A 21,065-nucleotide genomic window follows, 5' to 3' on the forward strand; every position below is an offset into this window, starting at 1 on the left:
ATTTTATATTTGGAATCTGTCTATAGCAACAGAGGTCGGTTTGCCAGAAATAATCTCCGTAATAATTTTTCCCGTTGCCGGTGCGAGACTTAATCCCATCATGGCGTGTCCTGTTGCTAAGGTCAAATTTACAACTTTTTTGTCTCTGGCAATAATTGGCATTCCAGATGGCGTGCATGGGCGGAATCCAAACCAAGTGTCTTCTGCTTTTGGCATTTCCACTTTCATATCTGGATAGAAATCATTGATGCTGTTTATAATTCCTTGAAGCCTGTTTGCGTTTATTTTATTGTCCTTGGTGTGTGTAATTTCCATAGTTCCACCAAATCTTATATCATTAGACATTGGAGTTACGGCTACTTTCCCTTCACATAAAATAGACGGAATACTAGGCTTTTGAGCCTTATCTTTTAAAGTAAAACTGTATCCTTTTCCTGGTAAAATAGAAATCGAGATATTTAGTTTTTTAGCCAAAAAAGGACTCCAAGATCCTGATGCCAAAACCACTTCATCAGCTCTAAAAAGCCCTTTATCGGTTACAATTTTTTCTATTTTATTTCCTTCTAAAACAAAATCCGTAACACTTGTCTTGGAATGAATTTCGACTTTTAAACGAGATAATTCTTCTTTTATGAAAGCCATAAATTTTTGAGGATACAAATGAGCATCGCTTTTATAATGAACGCCTCCAATTACGTTGGTAGCCGTTCCTTTTTCTAAAAGTGATACTTGAGATTTCGACAGATAATCTACCTCTAATCCAAGACGTTCTGCTTCTTTGCCTTCGTGATACATTTCTTCTTCTACTTTATCGCTTTTATAAAGCATCAAAAGTCCTTTTTCTTCATAAAAGAAAGAATTATTTTCTTTGGCAAAATCCTGATATAATTCTTTGCTCAATAAAGAAAGATCGCGTAAAGCAGGCATTGCTTTTTCTACGTGACGTAAATTGGCATGTTTATAAAACTGCATTCCCCAGCTTAATAAATCTTTGCTTAAACGCGGTTTCACATAAAACGGACTACGGCTATCAAACATCCATTTTATTCCTTGTGCAATCATTCCGGGCTGTGCTAGCGGAATAATATGTGAAGGCACAATCATACCTGCGTTTCCGTACGAACAGCCATTATCCATTTCTGACTCATCATATACGCTTACTTCGTAACCTTCTTTTGCGAGATAATAAGCTGAACATAAGCCAATAATTCCACCGCCAATAACAGCAACTTTTTTCATAAATTTTAATTCGTTAAGAGTTCTTTGAACTACTAATTATATTTTAAATCTGTTGGATGAAATTATATGTTGCATTAAGAATTAAAATTGTAAAAGATGGTTTTAGCTTCAACAACAACCACGTTAATTTGGCTAAAGCCATCCTATTTACTATTTCTAAAATCCCCTAGTTAAAACTACGGGCTATTCAAAAAAACAATAATTTAATTTGACCAACAGCTTAATTATATTATAAACTGATTTTTAAATAACCTGAAATCCAAATGCATATGGATCGTCGCTTTCATCAATTATAATAGTATTATATCCGTACACTTTTGCCCAGCCTTGAATGCTTGGAACAATAGCTGGAATATCTCCAATAGAAGTTTCTTCTACCACTTTTCCAATAAACTTACTTCCAATATAACTTTCGTGAATAAACTCTTCTCCTTTTTTTAATTTTCCTTTAGCGTGCAATTGTGCCAATCTAGCCGATGTTCCTGTTCCGCAAGGCGAACGATCTATTGCTTTGTCACCATAAAAAACGGCATTTCTGCCAGACGATGTTGAATCTATAGGCGATCCCGTCCATAACATATGTGATACATCTCGAATTGTATCATTTTCTGGATGAATGAAATAATCTGGATATTTTTCATTAATCTTTTTGCGCACTTCTTGGCTATACTGAACAATTTTGCTTGCTGTAAAATCTTGAACACCAGAAAAATTCTTTTGCGGATCTACAATGGCGTAGTAATTTCCTCCGTAAGCCACATCAAAAACAATTTCGCCCAACTCAGGACAATCAATCGTAAGACCTTCTGCCGCTAGATATGATTTTACGTTGGTCAGACGTACCCAATCTACTTTTTTGCCAGTCTGCTGATATTCGATATGCACTAAACCTGCAGGCGCTTCCATTTTGATAATTCCAGGAACTTTTGGCGTCACCAAACCTTCTTCGACAGCAATTGTAATAGTTCCAATTGTTCCGTGGCCACACATTGGCAGACAGCCAGAAGTTTCTATAAATAAAATTCCAAAGTCATTTTCAGGATTTGTTGGCGGATACAAAATGCTGCCGCTCATCATATCATGGCCTCTAGGTTCAAACATTAATCCTTTACGAATCCAGTCATATTCTTTTAAGAAATGCTGCCGTTTTTCGCTCATCGAATTGCCTTGCAGATTTGGCCCACCGCCAGCAACAACCCGAACTGGATTCCCGCACGTATGAGCATCTACACAAAAAAAAGTTTTCTTTACCATTTTATATTTGAGATAGTGTTAGTTTATTATTTACGGTACGAACAATCTGCAGCGGATTCTCGTTTTGCAATTCAGCTGGCAGCAAATGATCTGGCCAATTCTGAAAACTAATAGGACGCACCCATCTGTAAACCGCATCTATTCCTACTGCAGTATAACGCGAATCTGACGATGCAGGATAAGGTCCGCCATGAAGCATTGAAGCGCAAACTTCTACTCCTGTAGGCACGCCATTATAGATCAAACGACCTACACGATTCTGTAATGCAGCAATTACTCCTTTATGCGATTCAATTTCGTTTTCCTCACTTATAATTGTTCCTGTCAGCTGTCCCTCCAACTTAGAAATCACTTCTATTAATTCTGCTTCATTTTCGCATTCAATTAAAATTGAAAAAGGACCAAAAACCTCATTGTGCAATACTGCATTTTTTAAAAATTCTTTTCCATCAACTTTTAGCACAGTTGAAGCACCGTGATTTGGTGTTACTTCACCTTTAAATTGAGCTATTCTTGAAACTCCATTCTGCTCTTCTATTTTTGAAATTCCATTATTAAAATCAGCGTAAATAGAAGGATGAAGCATACAGCCTGGCGTAATTTTTTCTATTGCCTCATTAAGATTTTCAGCAAAGTCATTTAGTTCTTCTCCTTTTAAAGCTAATAATAATCCAGGATTTGTACAAAACTGCCCTGCTCCCAAAGTGATCGAACCTGCATAAGCTGATGCCCATTTTTGGCTATTTATTTTTAAAGCATTAGGTAATAATACTACTGGATTTATACTTCCCATTTCGGCAAATACCGGAATTGGTTCTGGACGCTGTGCCGCTAAATCGCACAAAGCGCGTCCGCCTTTAATACTTCCTGTAAAACCTACTCCTTTTACTAATGGATGTTTCACCAAACTTGTTCCAAGCGTTCTTCCATCACCAATAAGGTTAGAAAAAACACCTTCTGGCATATTAGTTTTCTGAGCCGCTTTAATAATTGCTGAGGCCACCATTTCGCCAGTTCCTATATGCATGGAATGACTTTTTACAATAACTGGACAACCTGCAGCCAAAGCCGAAGCTGTATCTCCTCCGCTTGTAGAGAATGCAAAAGGAAAATTACTTGATCCAAAAACCACAATTGGCCCTAAAGGTGTTAACATTTTGCGTAAGTCTTCTTTTGGGGCAGGTTGTCTGTCAATTATTGCAGTATCTATTGTCGCTTGTACCCAGCTTCCTTCTGTAAGCATATCGGCAAAAGCTTTCAACTGGCCGATTGTTCTTCCGCGTTCTCCTTCTGCTCTTCCTCTCGGGTAACCCGATTCGGTGCAGTATTGAACCAAAAGATCGTCTCCTAATGCTAAAATTTCGTCAGCAATGGCATTTAAAAATTTAGCTTTTTCTATACCCGAATAGTTTTTATAACTCGCAAATGCATGATTGGCCAAGGTTACTGCCTCATCAATTTCATCTTGAGTTGCCTCTGTAAAAACCCATGGATTTTCTATGTTCAATATTGGATTAAACGTCTTTAGTGTTTTTGTACCGCCTGCTTTTAGCTGGCTTCCTATGTAATTTTTTCCTGTAATCATGATTTTTGTCTTATGAATGAATAAGTGCAGTTATTTCGAGTCTGTTTTTAACCTCTGCTTTCAGTCGCAGCCCCAGTAAAAACAGTAACCGAAAACCCTGACTGTAAATGGAAACCGAAAACTGAGACTGCGACTGAAAGCTGAAATCCGAGACTGAAAACTAAAAAAGCAAAGCCAATCTCTTTAAATATGCTATTATAAATTTTTATAATCTGGTAAAGTTGGTCTGGTGCGTAATCCTTCAGCGATAATGGCTAGAACTTTTTCTCGTTCTGCTCCTTGCAATGGCAATCTTGGGGCACGAACATATTCTGAACCAATTCCTGTTGCAACCTCTGCCAATTTGATATTCTGAACCAAAAATGCATTAATATCCAATTCTAATAAAGGCAAGAACCATCTGTAGATTTTCAAAGCTTCGTCAGATCTTCCTGCTTTTGCTAATTTGTAAATTGCCACTGTTTCTTCAGGGAAAGCGCAAACTAATCCAGAAACCCATCCATCAGACCCCATAAATAGACTTTCTAATGCTAATGTGTCAACTCCTGATAATATTTTTAAACGATCTCCAAAACGGTTAATCATTCTTGTAACATTAGAAATATCTCTAGTTGATTCTTTTACTGCTTGAATGTTATCGTATTTCAGTAATTCTTCAAACATATCTAATGTAACTTCAATTTTGTAGTCAACTGGATTGTTGTAAACCATAATAGGAAGTGACGTATTTTTTGCGACTTCACTATAAAAAGTAACTGTTTCAAAATCAGACGCTTTATAACGCATTGGAGGAAGCATCATTAATCCTTTTGCTCCATCTTGTTCAGCTTTATTAGCAGCTAAAATGGCATTTTTTGTAGACTGCTCTGCAATGTTCATAATTACAGGTACTTTATTTTCTGTTAGCGAAACGGTATGTTTTACTAATTCTCTTTTCTCTTCTTCTAAAAGTGTGCTGGCTTCTCCTAAAGTTCCTCCCAAAATAATTCCCGATACTCCAGCATCTAATTGTGCTTTCATATTAACTTCGAACATGTTGAAGTCTAATTTATCATCTGCGGTAAATTTTGTGGTCACCGCTGGCATCACGCCATTCCATTGAATACTCATATTTTTAATTTTTTATTAAAGCCAAAATTATCTAGAAACCAGAGAGCTAACCCTTTAAAAATTACCACAAAATGATACTATATTACCCTGTATAGAAATAAAACTTAAAAAACAGAACATTATAGCATCATTTTTTTGATCAAATGCAATATATTTGATTGTAACTAACTAACCACTATATGAAAGTTTTTCCATTTAAAATTCCAAAATCTGGAGAAGATCCCCTTATATATCAAGAAGATATAGAAGTATCATTTTATGATAAACTGCACCAGCATGAAGAAATTCAAATTAGTTTTATAGAAAAAGGAGAAGGAGCCGTTTTTGCCGGCGATACTATTTCGCAATATCGCGAGGGCGATATATTGGTAATTGGAAGCAATCTGCCTCATGTTTTTAGAAGCGACGTTCAGGAAAATGTGATTTCTGTAATGCGCACTTTGTTTTTTACTTTCAATTCGTTTGGTAAAGATTTTTTTGAGCTTTCTACTTTTCGAAATATTCAGCCAATCTTAGAAAGCAGCAAAAATGGATTCATTATTCATAACGCACCGAAGAAAGTTGTCAAATATTTTAAAAAGCTGAAAAAAGCTGACAGCTATACGCGTTTTATATTATTTCTAGATATTATGAAATGGCTCTCCACATCTGAATATACTCCGCTTTCCAATTATTTATATCAAAAGAAAATCACGGATAACGAAGGAAAAAGAATGCAGATCGTGTTTGAATATGTCATGACTAATTTCCATAAAAATATCACGCTTGATGAAATTGCTTCGATTGCCAGTATGACCAAAAATGCCTTTTGCCGGTATTTTAAAGTCCGGACCAACAAGTCTTTTTTTCAATTTCTAATTGAAGTCCGCATTGAGAGAGCCGCAAAATTATTATCGAATAATGAAGAACTCTCTGTTTTGGAAATTGCCGAATTGTGCGGTTTTAATAATATTTCCAATTTTAATAGAAAGTTTAAGGAATTAAAACAGCTTTCGCCTTTGCAGTATAGAAAACTGAATTTGTAATTCATGAGTACGAATGTTTCATGCTTCCGATAGCTATCGGGAGCGTGAAAAATCTAAACGCAAAAAAATTTCACGCAGATTCTAGCAGATTTCAGCTGATTAAATTAGATTTTTTTAATGAAATCGATAAAAAAATCAGCTGTTTACTCTCATTGTTTTAAATGAGATCAGACAGCTGATTTATTTCAAATCTATTTATTTCGAAACTGCTGTTATTTCAAGCACAACACTTGATTCAACTTTCGAAGATGAAACTCTTAAACCTACATTCATTAAATAATCTCCTGTAAAAGATTCTCCAGATTCTTGCAGCGTTTTCTTTGCTTCTGGCATTAAATTGATTTCTTCAACTTTATAGGTTTTATTGGCATCTAAACCTTGAAAACGCACCAAGTTATATTGCGGATCATAAAGCGGATGAAGCGTATACGAAAATAAAACTGCTTTGTCTTTTGATTCGTCAACGAACATTAATACCGCGCGACTGTCTTCATAAGGAGAAACGATTCTATACATATCGCCGTGCCAGATTACAGAACTTAATCTTTTATAATTGGCAACTGCATCCTGAGTATATTTTAATTCTTTTTCTTTCAGTTCTTTTACATTAATGTCAAAACCTAATTTGCCCATCATGGCAACATCAGTTTTGAATTTAATAGACTGATTACCCCAAGAAGTTACGTGATTGCAAATCGAAAAAGCCGGAAAGAACTGCGAATAACCCCACTGAATAAATACTCTATTATAAGGATCTGTATTATCACTTGCCCAAAACTCAGTGAAATATTTTAGGAAAGCATAATCAGTTCTTCCTCCGCCTCCCGCGCAAAGCATCATTGGCAAATGCGGATATTTTGCTTTAATTCTTTCTAAAACTTTATATAAACCTCTGGTGTATTCAATAAATAAATGTGACTGCTGATTTTTTAAATAGATAGAATACGCATTAGTCATCATTCGGTTACAATCCCATTTAAAGAATGCCACTCCTCCATTGGTCTGCATAATGTCATCTACCGTTTTGAATACAAAATCCTGCACTTTAGGATTCGATAAATCCAAAACCAATTGTGTTCTGTAATAACTTTCTTCTCTATTTGGCAGTTTTAAAATCCAATCTGGATGTTTTTCATACAATTCACTTTTCGGATTTACCATTTCGGGTTCAATCCAAATTCCGAATTTAACTCCTGTTTTTTCTGCCTGCTGCATCAGAAAACCTAAACCATTTGGCAGTTTTGTTTTTGTGGCCTGCCAATCTCCTAATCCAGATTTATCTCCGCTTCTCGGATATTTATTTCCAAACCAACCGTCGTCTAATAAAAACATATCGACACCTAATGTTTTAGAATCTTCAAACATTTCGGTTAATTTCTTTTCGTCGAAATTAAAAAAGGTAGTTTCCCAATTGTTCAATAAAGTCAAGCGAGATTTGTCTCCATCTTTTACGCCATAATTTTTTGCCCACGAATGTAAATTTCTGCTGGCCTGTCCTTTTCCTTTATTTGAAAAAGTATAAATAAAAGAAGGAGTTGTAAATACTTCTCCAGGCTGAAGGATATATTCTGAAGCAAACGGATTAATTCCAGAACTGATTCTAAGAGAGTTTTTATTGTCCAGTTCAAAAGTAAACTTAAAATTTCCAGACCATGCAATGGTTCCAGCAACAAGCTCTCCAGTATTTTCTTTAGCTTTTTCATTTAAACTTAAAAAGAAAACTGGTGTCTGATACATATTGGTTCTTACACCCAACTTCGAATCAATTACTTTCGCACCGCTCGTTAATTCGCTTTCCTGCATTCTTACCTCTTTGGCCCAATCACCATGAAACTGAGTCAGCCAATATTTATCGGCATCAAAGTGCAGCATAGACGAAGCGTAGTTGTACAGCGTTACAGGTTTCTTTTCGCGGTGCACAATATCTGTCCACTGTTCAATAACATTTTCCTTATAAAAAGCTTTATAATACAATGTCACTTCAACAGGGTAAACTGGATCTTTCATTTTTATACTAGTTTCAGTCGTATTGCTATCTAATTTTTTTGTTTGATGATTAACATAAATCAGCTCCAAAGCAGGATTTCCGTCATTGTGAGTCATTCGGATAGCAGACTCAAACAAATTATTTGTCCCGTAAGTCGGATAAGCCTCGTGTCTTAGATTTAGTAACGGATTTCCATCGTTTATAACAAAGGTTCTTTCGGTTTCTTTTGAAAGCGCATTATATGCCGAAGCTTCTAGTTTTGTGCCTAAATAAGATTGGTAAAGCAAGCCGTTTTTTGCCACTTTTAGAATTAATGCTGTATTCTGGGTTTCAATGGCAATGGGATCATTTTGTGCATTAGTCTTCCAAAACAAAATGGTTAAGACTAATATGAGAAGTGCTTTTTTCATAAAAGTTTAATTAATAATAAATAATGTTTTTTTTGGGAGATTTTAAAAGATTACAATACAATCAATTGTAATTCATCTTAAAACTCCGAACATCACATTTATCAATTAAACCACGAGAAACAGATCATTTAGTTATACCAATAAAAAGTGCTATTGCGTATAATTTCACAAGAAAATGGTTTTGAGCTCTAATTCAACCATTTTATGTTATGAAGAAATGAAATTCAAAAATAGGAAAATATAATTGAAAGTATATTTATTCCTACTGGTTTTATTTTTTTAACATTAAATAAATATGTTTCAAAAAATAGAAACTTGATGATTTTTCTACCAATTTTTACCGATTATGATATTTTATTACCTAAAAAAGGTTCTTAATCGTAAAACTGGCTAAAATATCTGCAAGCTTAGTCTTACATATTAGCTCAAATTTGCCACTGGTATGGTCGAAAAAATAAAATTGACCAAAAATTTCAAAATTATTCTGCAAAAAAAATTCTGATACTATATTATCCACTTTCAAAAATCAAAATAATCATTTTTTGACTTCTCAAAATCTCCATTGTTTTTTCCAAAAATTGATTTTAAGAATCGAACAGAACAAATAAGCTTTTAATAACAATAAAACTCACATCTATTAGTCTAATTGACTTTAACTTACACTTTATGCATATATTACCCACTTTAATTTTTAAATTATCTTAAATAAGGTATGTTTTTTACGCATATCTCAAAAAACTGGTAGGTACTGGTATGTGCTGGTTTAGAAACATTTATACTTTTGGTTTTCACATTTATCTCTTTTTTAATAAACAATCTGCACGAGCTCAAAGCATTTTGTTTCTCCAAAATGAAAAAGATGAAAACGGACCACGAGAATAAATTACTAACTAACAAAAACCACTAAAACATGACCAAACAAAAACCGACAAAAGAGTGGCTTTCTTCTGAGACATGGAAGATTACCAAACTAACATCTGGAGCCTTACTGGCACTCGCTCTACAGAGTTCTTTTGCTGCTGAGTTAAAAGAAACCAAATTCTCCACTAAACTGAGCAGTAATCTAACTTTGGCAAAAGATGACAACGCTTCAGTGTTTGTAGAAAAACTAGTAAAAGGAAAAGTAACAGGCCCGCAAGGAGAACCGCTTCCTGGTGTAAACATTCTTGTAAAAGGAACAAAAATAACGGCAACAACAGACTTTGACGGTAATTTTACTATTGAAGTTCCAGACTCCAACAGTATTCTTGTTTTTTCTTACACCGGATTTTTAACGAAAGAAGTTCGCGCTGACGACGCTGTAAGCATTCAACTTGAAGAACAGAATCAAACTTTAAATGAAGTGGTTGTCGTTGGGTACGGAACTCAGAAAAAAGCTTCTACAACGGGAGCAATCGCTTCTATTAAAGGAGGTGTTTTGACTCAAAATGCATCTGCAAACGTATCAAACGGAATTGCTGGACGTATGTCTGGGGTAATTGCCAATAACCGTTCTGGAAGACCTGGCGATGACAGTTCGAGCCTTTTGATTAGAGGATTTAATTCATTTGGCGGAGGTACAAGTCCGCTTGTAGTTGTAGACGGTATTCCTGATCGTGATTTGAACAGAATTAACCCTGACGATATTGAATCTGTAACGGTTTTGAAAGATGCATCAGCAGCTATTTATGGAGTTCGTTCTGCAAATGGAGTAATTTTAGTAACGACTAAAAGAGGAAAAGTAGGCGCTCCGACAATCAAAGTTGACGGATCGTATGGGATTCAGCAGTTAACCAGAATGAGCGAAAGAGTTAACTCTTGGGAATACATGACGTACTATAACGAACTTAATGCTCATAAAGGGACTACGCTCCCTTACACTCAGGCAGAAATTGACAAATATAAAGCAGGAAACGACCCAAATTATACCAGTACAGATTGGTTAAAACAAGTTTATAGAAAAGATGCTCCACAGGCTAATCTTTCTCTTTCTGTTAACGGAGGTAACGAGCAGGTTAAATATTTCTTTTCTGGACAATATTTAAATCAGGAAAGTAACCTTAGATATAGCGACGAGAAATACAGACAATTCAATTTAAGATCTAATATTGATGTTAATATCACTTCAAACTTTAAAGTAAACTTAGATATTGCTACTCGTAAAGAAGACAGAAACTATCCTGCGGTAAGCATTGGAAGCATTATGCACGAGACAGTTAGCATGTATCCTTTTATTCCTGCATATTGGAAAAATGGACTTCCGTCGTCTGGTATTACAAATGGTAGAAACCCAATTTTAATGTCTTCGTCAGCAGCAGGTTATGATCACGTGGTAAACTTAATTGTAAATCCAAAAATTGGATTTGAACTGAAACTTCCAAGAATAACTGAAGGATTAACATTAAGCGGATATGCAGCATTTGATTATAATGTGCGCAACGAAAAGAGATTCACAAAACCTTGGGATGCTTATTCTTATGACAAAACGAACGATAGTTATAACAACGTAAAAAACAGCACTAGCATAACAAGTGTAATGCAAGATGAGCGAATTGCAAATCAAAATACGTATTTCGCAAAATTAGCGTACGATCGTAAATTCAACAAACACTCGGTAAATGCATTTGTAGGATACGAGCAAACTACAATGGACAAAACCCAAACATATGCTTACAGAAGAGATTTACTAAGCGATCAATTGGATCAGATTTTTACCGGAAGCACTAAAGGACAAAACGCTACTGGCGGCGCTTATCAGGACGGACGCGAAAGTTTCCTTGGAAGAGTGGCTTACAATTTTGATGATAAATATTTTGCCGAAGTTTCTGCACGTTATAACGGATCATTCAATTTCCCTTCTTCAACACGTTGGGGTATGTTTCCTGCTATAAGCGCAGGTTGGAAAATCTCTGAAGAGCCTTTCTTTAAAAACAATATTAAAGGATTTGATTTACTAAAAATAAGAGCTTCTTGGGGAAGAATGGGTAATGACGATTTGAGAGAAACTATTAATGGTGTAGAATATCTTAATCAATATCTTTTCTTGACAAGATATCAGTTAACAACAGATCAGCAGTTGTACAGCTATTTTGGATCAGATTATACATTAAACAACAGTATTTATCTTTCTTCTACTCCAAACCCAAATATTACTTGGGAAATTCAAGATTCTAAAAACATCGGTTTTGATTTCGGATTCTTTAAAAATAAATTAACAGCGACTTTTGACTACTTCAGCAATAAAAGATCTGACATTCTTGCTGCAAGAAATGCTTCTGTGCCTTTGTACACAGGATTATCACTTCCAAAAGAAAATATTGGAAAAACGGTAAACAGAGGTACTGATTGGTCTATTAACTACGCAGACAATATCAATAGTTTTAAATATAGTGCTGGTTTTAATTTTACTTATGCACAAAGTGAAGTATTATTCCGCGATGAAGCGGCAAATATTCCAGCTTGGCAAAAATCAACTGGAAGAGCTATTGATTCTTGGATGGTATATCAAACAAACGGAATTTACCGTACTCAAGCAGAAGTTGACAATTCTCCTCATTTTGAAGGAGCAAAACCGGGTGATTTATGGGTAAAAGATATTGATGGTGATGGAAGCATCACTTCTAATGATAAAGTGAGAATTCCTGAATCGGCAACGCCAAAAATTGCTTACGGTATTCCAATCAGAGCTGAATACAAAGGTTTTTCTGTAGATATGCTTTGGACAGGTCAGGCAAAAGCGAGACAAATGATTCTTCCGCAAGCTCAGGGAGCTATTGTGGCACCACCAAGATGGTTATATGAAGACCGATACACTGCAGATAATCCAAATTCTAAATACCCTGTTGCCTTTAATGATTCTGATCCAAGAAACAACATTCCAGCCGACTTCTGGTTAAGAGACGCTTCATTCTTCAGATTAAAATCTTTGGAGATTTCCTATACATTACCAGAAAAAGTCTTGTCTAGATTCGGAATATTAAATACGAGATTTTATGCGGGAGGAACCAATTTGTTTTCTATCGACCACATGAAACAGTACAATTTAGATCCTGAGACCAATAATACGACAGGAGTAAATTATCCGCAAACTCGTATTTACAGAATCGGTGTAAGCATTGAATTATAACAAGGTAAAAAGATCAAGACATGAAAAATTATAAAATCAATAAACTAATAAATATAAAAAAGAAGGCTCTTATTGCGGCTGCTCTTTTTATCACAGTTACCACTGTAACATCTTGTAGTGAAGACCCTTTAGATAAAGCGCCTTTGGATTCTTATACAGATGAAAATGTGTGGAATGACTTAAAACTTACTGAAGCTTTTGCTAATAATCTCTATACAGTTTTACCAAGTACGCAGCACAACTGGAACGACAGAACCAACCGCAGTTGGATTTTATCTACTGCTTGTGATGAAGCATTCAATAATTTTAACGATTATGATGTATGGAATTTAAATTCTGGAGCTCTTACTCCAGACAACGCAGGAGATTTCAACACTTGGAAACCTACTTATGCTACCATTCAAAACTGCAACATCTTTTTGTCCCGAATTGATAACGTGCCAGGAGACGAAGCTTGGAGAAATAGATTAAAAGGTGAAGTGCTTTTCTTAAGAGCTTATGCGTATTTCAAATTAATTAGTGATTACGGAGGAGTTCCTCTTGTTACTACACCTTTTGACTTAAACAGTAATTTTAAAGTAGATCGCAGCACTTATGACCAATGTGTCGATTTTATTGTCACAGAATTGGACAAAGCTGCTGAATTGCTTCCTTTAACTGCTAAAGATTTAGGAAGAGTAACAAAGGGCGCAGCTTTAGCTATAAAATCAAGAACATTACTTTATGCTGCAAGTCCGCAATGGAATCCTTCTAATGATTTAACAAAATGGAAAAAAGCATCAGACGCTGCAAAAGCAGTTATGGATTTAAATATATATTCGCTATACGACAAAAAGTACGAAGATCTTTTTACTACCAACAATTCAGAAGTGATCTTCTCTCGTTTGTCTAGCAAAGATCCGCAATGGAGTGCTTTTAATGGTGTAGAAATGTTTAATTCGCCAAGTGGTTTTCACGGATGGGCTAATTTTGCACCAAGCCAAAGCCATATCGATGCTTACGGAACAGCTGACGGAAAAGACATTACAGATCCAACATCTGGTTATGATCCTCAAAAACCTTATGTAAACAGAGATCCTCGTTTTTACAAAAACATTGTTTATGACGGACGTGCTTACGGAAAACCTGAATTCTTTCAAGATCGTTACGATGCAGGAAGTTCAAATAAAGCCGAATTTTACGAAGGCGGTTTAGATTCTCCACAAGGTTGGGATACTTGGAATGCCAGTAAAACACGTTACACTTTCCGTAAATATTGCGATACAACGTACAATTACAATAATGAAACGCAAACTAATAAAGCTTGGATTATATCTCGTTTAGGAGAAATTTATCTAAACTATGCCGAAGCGCAATTTAAATTAGGAAACGAAGGAACTGCCATTCAATATCTTAACTTAATCAGACAGCGTGCAGGAATTACAAATCCTTTAACAGGTTTGACTGGAACAGCTTTAGAAAATAAAATCCGTAACGAAAGACAAGTAGAATTATGTCTTGAAGGATTCCGTTACTATGATGTACGCCGTTGGAAAATTGCCGAAGAAACTGAAAACAAACCTTTAATGGGAGTAATTATTACCAAAAATAATGACGGTTCTAAAACGTATACCTACGCTAAAGTTCAGGAAAGGATTTTCAAACCACAGCATTATTTGCTCCCAATTCCGAGAGATGAAATTAACAGAACAGGTTTACCCCAAAACCCTGGTTATAATTAAACTATAACCGATTAAGCAAACCCATCTAGAGGGATGGGTTTGCTTTTAAAATTTCTTTAGAAATCAATCCAAATTGAAAATAGCGTTATGAAAAATCATTTTATTGTTTGTGTGGCAAATTGCTGTTTCTTTTTGAATTCATTCAGTCAGGAAACAATTACTTTCAGATCTACAGATCCTGCACTGCAGCTGGCATTTGAACGTGCCAAAAGTATGGCTTTAAGTTATAAAGGAGATTCGAATGATCCTGTTGGACCATGGTACGAAGCGGCTCTACCTTCTCGATCTGCATTTTGCATGCGTGACGTGTCGCATCAAAGCATTGGAGCAGAAATCCTTGGACTGAGTAAGGAAAATAAAAATATGCTTTCGCTATTTGCTAAAAACATTTCAGAAAGTAAAGACTGGTGCTCTTATTGGGAAATTAATAAATACGGAAAACCAGCTCCTGAAGATTATAGAAATGATAAAGAATTCTGGTACAACCTAAATAGCAATTTTGATGTCATATTTGCTTGTTGGAGATTGTATTTATGGACAGGTGATGAAGATTATATCAAAAATCCTGAGTTTGAAAATTTCTTCGAAAAATCTTCAACAGCATATATTGAGCGCTGGGTTTTAGAAGCCGATTCACTATTAACCAGACCAGAATTTGTAAACACTCCTACTCCGTTCAATAGCAAAGACGATTTTCATAAATGCCGTGGACTAGCTTCTTATTCCGAAGGCATTCCGGGTTTAAAAATGGGAGTCGATCTTGTAGCGGCCATTTATCGCGGTCTTCTTACCTACTCTTCTATTTTAAAAGAAAAAGGAGAATTTGAAAAAGCAGCTTTATTTGAAAAAAAAGCAGCAAAATACCAAGAGCAGATCGAACAAATCTGGTGGGATCAAAACGCATCGGCCTACAATGTAATTTATACCGCTGACGGCAAATTCAGCAAAGATTTTGGCGAATTATTTTTATTATGGTTTGATGCCTTGACAGATGCAGACAGAACAGAAAAAACGATTAAACACATTCTTTCAGAAAAGAGCAATGTCGAAAATGCTTCTTATCTTCCATTTCTGTTATACAAATATGGCTACGAAGACAAAGCATACGAATACATTTTACATTTAACTGACCCTGAAACCAAAAGAAGAGAATATCCAGAAGTTTCATTCAGCGTAATTGAAGGCATTATACATGGCTGTATGGGCATAGAGCCAGATGCTTCAAAAAGAACAATAACAACAACACATCGAGGAAAAAAAGAGAGCATTTCTGAGGTCGATAATTTACCCGTGTTACAGACAACATTAGCTGTAAAACACGAAAAACAAACCACTACAACACTACACAACAAAGGCGAAAAATTTATAGAATGGAAAGCTATGTTTACTGGAAATTATAATTCTATTTTTATAAATGATAAAAAAGCTGCCGTAACTCATGAAAAGGACAACAAGGGAAATCTCTACACTGCTATTACAATTCGTGTGAATCCTGGCCAGAAAATAACGGCAGCCTGTCGCTAAAACAACTCGTCCAATGTACTACTAATACAAAGGATACAATTTAAAAATAAACGCTATGAAGATATCTTCTAGAAAAAAACTTAAATCTATTTTATTTGTCCTTATTGCTTTATGCTTTATTACAAATACTGCATTTTCGCAAAACGACCAACGTTGGCAAATTAATACCGACGGTTCGATTTCTTGGCAAATAAACAATACAATTCCGCATGATGATCATATCGAAATGAGCGGTAAAAGAATCTCGTGCGTTCTGAGATATGGCGTTTCGGCAGATGGTTCTTTTCATGCAACCCGCAGCTTGGTTTGGCCAATGCTAAGAACCATTCCGAATAATACTCATGCGAGCTTAACACGTCAGTTTGCGCAGGATGCTTTTGATCTTGTTACTGTAAATTACAAACCAATTCCAGCAGAAAAAACAGTTTCATTAACGTTAAACGGAACCTTATTCGTCAAAAGCAAAACAGACAAACTTGAACTTACCAGACAGTTTTTTCCTTCTACAGCTTTGGCGGTTTATAACGAAATTTATACCATTAAAAACAGCTCTGATAAAAACTGCACTGTAGAAATTCCAAAATCAAATGCGGTTTATACCACAGATCCTGCAAAAGGAACTGAAGGCAGTTATGCAATACATGCAGATCTTATTAATAATGGAAGTTTTAATCTGAAACCAAATGAATCGGTTAGCTTTTCTGTTGTCTATTCAGGCGTAAAAGCAAACGAAACAGTTCCTGGTGTAAATGCTGAAGAAGAAAAAAACAAACGTTTAGAATTGATTAGCGAAATATGGAACAAATTGATTTTGGAAACTCCAGATCAGGTTTTGAATACCGAATTTGCTTTCGCGAAAATCAGAGCGGCTGAAAGTATTTTTGAAACCAAAGGCGGTCCAATGCACGGTCCAGGTGGAGAATCGTATTATGCTGCCATTTGGGCAAACGATCAAGCGGAATATATTGGTCCATTCTTCCCGTATTTAGGATATGACTATGGAAACAAGGCTTCATTAAATGCCTATCTTCAGTTTGCCAAATTCATGAATAAAGATTACAAACCTATTCCGAGTTCGATTGTGGCAGAAGGAACAGATATTTGGGCTGGCGCAGGAGATCGCGGAGATGGCGCTATGATTGCTTACGGAGCTGCTCGCTACGCGCTTTCGAGAGGAAATGCTGATGAAGCAAAACAATTATGGCCATTAATTGAATGGTGTTTAGAATATTGCCACAGAAAAATAAATGCTGACGGCGTAGTCGCTTCAGATTCTGATGAATTGGAAGGACGTCTTCCTGCAGGAAAAGCCAATCTTAATACTTCTTCTCTGTATTATGATGCATTAAATTCCGCCATTTATCTAGGTAAAGTTTTAGGGAAAAACGAAACGCAGCTGAAAGCATATAAAGCGGAAGCTGAAAAATTAAGAACTGCTATAGAAAAGTATTTTGGCGCTAAAGTAGAAGGTTTTGACACCTATAAATATTATAAAGAAAATGATGTTTTAAGAGCTTGGATTTGCACCCCGCTTACCATGGGAATTTATGATAGAAAAGACGGAACTATAGATGCCTTATTTTCTTCTAGATTATGGACTAAAGATGGTTTAGCAAGTGTTGCCGGAGATAAAATATTCTGGGATCGTTCTACATTGTATGCTTTAAGAGGCGTACTTGCTGCTGGCGAAACAGACAAAGCGCTGGATTTCTTGCATTATTATTCTAACCGACGTTTATTGGGAGATCACGTGCCATATCCTGTAGAAGCATATCCAGAAGGCGATCAGCGTCATCTTTCGGCTGAAAGCGGTTTGTATTGCCGAATTTTTACAGAAGGATTATTTGGTATTCGCCCGACAGGTTTACACAGTTTCGATTTTACGCCAAGACTTCCTAAATCTTGGTCTACTATGAAACTAAAGCATATTCATGCATTTGAACGTGATTTTGATATTACAGTTGAAAGAGCCGGCAAAAATCTAAAGTTAAAAATAAATGATGGAAAAAAGCTAGCTATCAGTAAAGTTATTAAAGATGGCAACACAATAAATATTAAGTTATAATTTTTTTTTTGAATTATTGTTTTTGAAACAAACCTCCAAGATATTTTGGAGGTTTGTTTTTTTATTTCAAAGCCTTAAACAATATTTCTACCGGATGCAATGCTTTTCTTCCTGTTCCATCAGCAATTTGATGTCTACAACTCGTTCCTGATGCAGAAATTAAAGTAACTGTTTCTTCTTTTCTAATTGTTGGAAATAATACCAATTCTCCAATTTTCATTGAAATATCATAATGTTCTTTTTCATAACCAAAAGAACCAGCCATGCCGCAACAGCCGCTTGGAATATTTAAAACAGTATAATTCTTAGGAAGAGAAAGTATCTTTTTCAGCGGAACCAAAGAAGACAAACTTTTCTGAAAACAATGTCCATGCATGCGAACTCTTTCTGTCTGTTCTGTAAAACTATCCGATATAATACGTCCAGTTTCTAATTCTTGAGCTAGAAATTCTTCTATCAAGAAAGTTCTTTTCGCTGCTGCTTTCGCTTTTTCTTTTAAATCTCCACGGCACAAATCAGGATATTCATCACGAAAAGAAAGTATCGCCGAAGGTTCAATTCCGATCAAAATACCATCATTTGGAATCGCTTTTTCAAAATCTTTGATATTCTGTTCTGCAATTTCACGTGCTTCTTTCAACATTCCTTTCGAGAGATAGGTTCTCCCGCTTATTCCTATTTCAGGAACCAAAACTTTATACCCTAATCGATTCAAAAGTTTTACGGCCGTCTGCCCTATTTCTACGTCATAATAATTCAGGAATTCGTCATTATATAAATACACATTTCCATTAAAAAAACTACCTATCTGTTTATAGTTTTTTATCCATTTGACAAACGTAATTTTATGCATCAAAGGCAATTGTCTTTCTATAGCAAAACCGGTACTTTTTTTAATCCAATTTCCGAGAATTCCTTTGGTAGACAAATTATACATCCGCGGAACTGAAGCAAACAACTGATTTATTTTTGGCGTATTTCCAATAAGTTTCGATCTAAACTTAACACCGTTTTTATCATGATATTGCTGCAAAGTTTCAGCTTTCAATTTTGCCATATCTACGTTTGAAGGGCATTCAGACTTACATCCTTTACAGCTGAGGCATAAATCTAAAACATCCAGCAGATTTTCATCATCAAACCTATTAGCTTTTACTGAGTTTGTTATGGTTTCTCTCAGCATATTAGCACGCGCTCGAGTTGTATGTTTTTCATCTCGGGTAGCCATATAACTTGGACACATTGTTCCGCCGCTTTTCTCAGTTTTTCTGCAATCGCCAGATCCATTGCACATTTCAGCCGCACGAAGAATTCCGTTGTGTTCCGAAAAATCGAAATAAGTTTCAGGCATTGGCGTATCTTGCCCTGCCGTATATCTCAAACTCGTATCCATAGGAGGCGTGTTCACAATTTTTCCAGGATTAAAAACTCCCCAAGGATCCCACACCTTTTTTATTTGAACAAATAATTGATAAATCTCATCTCCCAACATTAGCGGAATAAATTCGCCTCGAAGTCTTCCGTCTCCATGTTCTCCGCTCAGTGAGCCTTTGTATTTTTTGACCAAATGTGCAATATCGGTTGCAATAGTTCTAAAAAGTGCTGCTCCTTCATGAGTTTTTAAATCTATAATCGGACGCAAATGCAATTCGCCAGTTGCTGCGTGCGCGTAATGCACACAGTTGAGATTTCTTTTTTTTAGAATAGCATTAAAATCTTCTATAAAATCAGGCAGATCATTTACGTCAACCGCTGTGTCTTCGATCACAGCAACTGCCTTCGCATCACCGGGAATATTAGACAATAATCCTAATCCAGCTTTTCTTAACGCCCAAACTTTATTGGTGTCTTCGCCATAAACAATCGGGAAATGATATCCGAGATTTTTAGAACGCATCAAAGCTTCCATCTCTTTTGCAATGCTGTCAATTTCCTCTTGGGAATCTCTTAAAAATTCGACCGCTAAAATAGCGTGAGGATCACCTTTTACAAAAAAACGATTCTTGCTTTGTTCGATATTTTCTTTGGTGCATTCTAGAATATAATGGTCAATCAGCTCCACGCTATCTGGATTAAATTTCAGCGCTTCAATATTAGCTTTTAAAGATTCATGAATGCTTTCAAAATGCACACAAACCAAAGCTGAATAAGGTTTTAAGCCATCAACCAGATTCAGTTTTATGGCTGTAGAAAAAAACAGTGTTCCTTCAGAACCTGCAATCAATTTACAGAAATTAAACTTTTCATCAGAACCATTAAACGGACTGCTATCTGCCAATAAATCCAAAGCATATCCTGTATTTCTTCTTGGAATTGATTTTTTAGGAAAATTAGCTTCAAATAAATTTCGATTATTTTCAGATGATAATATTTCTTTGGCTTGAACATAAATTTCCTGTTCTAAGGGACTCACAACATTAATTCCGTTGCATTTATCTTCAAATTCAGCATTGGTTAGAGAACCAAAAACAACTTCATTTCCATCTGCTAAAAATCCTTGTATTTCAAGCACATGTTCACGAGTAGATCCATACACAACAGATCGAGCTCCGCAAGCATTATTTCCTACCATTCCGCCAATCATACAGCGATTGCTTGTAGAGGTTTCTGGGCCGAAAAAAAGTTTATACGGTTTTAAATACAGATTCAGTTCATCACGAATAACGCCAGGTTCTACCCAAACGAACTTTTCTTCCTGATTTACCGAAATAATTTTGGTGAATTCTTGCGAAATATCCACAACAATTCCGTTTCCAACCACTTGTCCAGCCAATGAAGTTCCAGCCGCACGAGGAATGATACTGCTCTTGTTTTCTTGAGCAAAAGCAATAATTTTCTGAATATCTTCTTTAGTTTTCGGAATGGCTACAGCCAAAGGCATTTCTTTGTAAGCGCTTGCGTCTGTTGCGTAAAGCAGACGCATAGTATGATCATAAAATAATTTGCCCTCTAATTTCTTTTCTAAACCTTCAAGTTTTGCAGAAATCTTTGGAAGGATATTATTATTCATTTTTATTATTGTTAACTAGTGCTTTAACAA

11 protein-coding genes are annotated in these 21,065 nt (G+C 35.7%); 5 read left to right on the top strand and 6 right to left on the bottom strand.

From position 1 onward, the window contains the following. Positions 1-3: 3 nt before the first annotated feature. The 4 genes from ACNRYB_RS16955 to ACNRYB_RS16970 form a co-directional block, all read right to left on the bottom strand. Entirely contained in the window at positions 4-1,239 is a 1,236-nt protein-coding gene (locus ACNRYB_RS16955) for an NAD(P)/FAD-dependent oxidoreductase (RefSeq protein WP_473728016.1), read from the bottom strand. A gap of 243 nt (positions 1,240-1,482) precedes the next feature. Continuing rightward, positions 1,483-2,493, bottom strand: a complete 1,011-nt coding sequence (locus tag ACNRYB_RS16960) for a 4-hydroxyproline epimerase (protein WP_473728017.1) — start codon at positions 2,491-2,493, stop codon at positions 1,483-1,485. Position 2,494: 1 nt separating this feature from the next. Beyond that, on the bottom strand, positions 2,495-4,078 hold the full coding sequence (locus ACNRYB_RS16965; RefSeq protein WP_473728018.1) for an aldehyde dehydrogenase (NADP(+)): 1,584 nt from the start codon (positions 4,076-4,078) through the stop codon (positions 2,495-2,497). Between the two features lie 195 nt (positions 4,079-4,273). Continuing rightward, entirely contained in the window at positions 4,274-5,188 is a 915-nt protein-coding gene (locus tag ACNRYB_RS16970) for a dihydrodipicolinate synthase family protein (protein ID WP_473728019.1), read from the bottom strand. Between the two features lie 179 nt (positions 5,189-5,367). Between ACNRYB_RS16970 and ACNRYB_RS16975 the strand changes: the two genes are divergently transcribed. Continuing rightward, on the top strand, positions 5,368-6,213 hold the full coding sequence (locus ACNRYB_RS16975; RefSeq protein ID WP_473728020.1) for an AraC family transcriptional regulator: 846 nt from the start codon (positions 5,368-5,370) through the stop codon (positions 6,211-6,213). 195 nt (positions 6,214-6,408) lie between these two features. Here ACNRYB_RS16975 and ACNRYB_RS16980 read toward each other — a convergent pair whose 3' ends face one another. Next, positions 6,409-8,610, bottom strand: coding sequence for an alpha-galactosidase (locus ACNRYB_RS16980; RefSeq protein WP_473728021.1), 2,202 nt, complete (start codon positions 8,608-8,610; stop codon positions 6,409-6,411). Between the two features lie 910 nt (positions 8,611-9,520). On the opposite strand from ACNRYB_RS16980, the gene ACNRYB_RS16985 reads away from it, so the two are divergent. The 4 genes from ACNRYB_RS16985 (at position 9,521) to ACNRYB_RS17000 (ending at position 18,025) form a co-directional block, all read left to right on the top strand. After that, entirely contained in the window at positions 9,521-12,715 is a 3,195-nt protein-coding gene (locus ACNRYB_RS16985; protein ID WP_473728022.1) for a SusC/RagA family TonB-linked outer membrane protein, read from the top strand. A 20-nt stretch (positions 12,716-12,735) separates the two neighbouring features. Next, positions 12,736-14,436, top strand: a complete 1,701-nt coding sequence (locus ACNRYB_RS16990; RefSeq protein WP_473728023.1) for a RagB/SusD family nutrient uptake outer membrane protein — start codon at positions 12,736-12,738, stop codon at positions 14,434-14,436. Positions 14,437-14,523: 87 nt separating this feature from the next. Next, positions 14,524-15,960 carry a hypothetical protein gene (locus ACNRYB_RS16995; protein WP_473728024.1) on the top strand — a complete coding sequence of 479 codons (1,437 nt, stop codon included), beginning with the start codon at positions 14,524-14,526 and terminating at the stop codon, positions 15,958-15,960. A 55-nt stretch (positions 15,961-16,015) separates the two neighbouring features. Further along, on the top strand, positions 16,016-18,025 hold the full coding sequence (locus ACNRYB_RS17000) for a hypothetical protein (protein WP_473728025.1): 2,010 nt from the start codon (positions 16,016-16,018) through the stop codon (positions 18,023-18,025). A 61-nt stretch (positions 18,026-18,086) separates the two neighbouring features. On the opposite strand, the gene ACNRYB_RS17005 is transcribed toward ACNRYB_RS17000, so the two are convergent. Beyond that, entirely contained in the window at positions 18,087-21,035 is a 2,949-nt protein-coding gene (locus tag ACNRYB_RS17005) for an FAD-binding and (Fe-S)-binding domain-containing protein (protein WP_473728026.1), read from the bottom strand. Between the last annotated feature and the right edge of the window lie 30 nt (positions 21,036-21,065).

This window comes from Flavobacterium sp. CR10 (assembly GCF_055814415.1).

Coding starts and splice junctions, on each gene's coding strand:
- ACNRYB_RS16955 (WP_473728016.1), bottom strand. CDS start 1,239: ATGAAAAAAGTTGCTGTTATTGGCGGTGGAATTATTGGCTTATGTTCA.
- ACNRYB_RS16960 (WP_473728017.1), bottom strand. CDS start 2,493: ATGGTAAAGAAAACTTTTTTTTGTGTAGATGCTCATACGTGCGGGAAT.
- ACNRYB_RS16965 (WP_473728018.1), bottom strand. CDS start 4,078: ATGATTACAGGAAAAAATTACATAGGAAGCCAGCTAAAAGCAGGCGGT.
- ACNRYB_RS16970 (WP_473728019.1), bottom strand. CDS start 5,188: ATGAGTATTCAATGGAATGGCGTGATGCCAGCGGTGACCACAAAATTT.
- ACNRYB_RS16975 (WP_473728020.1), top strand. CDS start 5,368: ATGAAAGTTTTTCCATTTAAAATTCCAAAATCTGGAGAAGATCCCCTT.
- ACNRYB_RS16980 (WP_473728021.1), bottom strand. CDS start 8,610: ATGAAAAAAGCACTTCTCATATTAGTCTTAACCATTTTGTTTTGGAAG.
- ACNRYB_RS16985 (WP_473728022.1), top strand. CDS start 9,521: ATGACCAAACAAAAACCGACAAAAGAGTGGCTTTCTTCTGAGACATGG.
- ACNRYB_RS16990 (WP_473728023.1), top strand. CDS start 12,736: ATGAAAAATTATAAAATCAATAAACTAATAAATATAAAAAAGAAGGCT.
- ACNRYB_RS16995 (WP_473728024.1), top strand. CDS start 14,524: ATGAAAAATCATTTTATTGTTTGTGTGGCAAATTGCTGTTTCTTTTTG.
- ACNRYB_RS17000 (WP_473728025.1), top strand. CDS start 16,016: ATGAAGATATCTTCTAGAAAAAAACTTAAATCTATTTTATTTGTCCTT.
- ACNRYB_RS17005 (WP_473728026.1), bottom strand. CDS start 21,035: ATGAATAATAATATCCTTCCAAAGATTTCTGCAAAACTTGAAGGTTTA.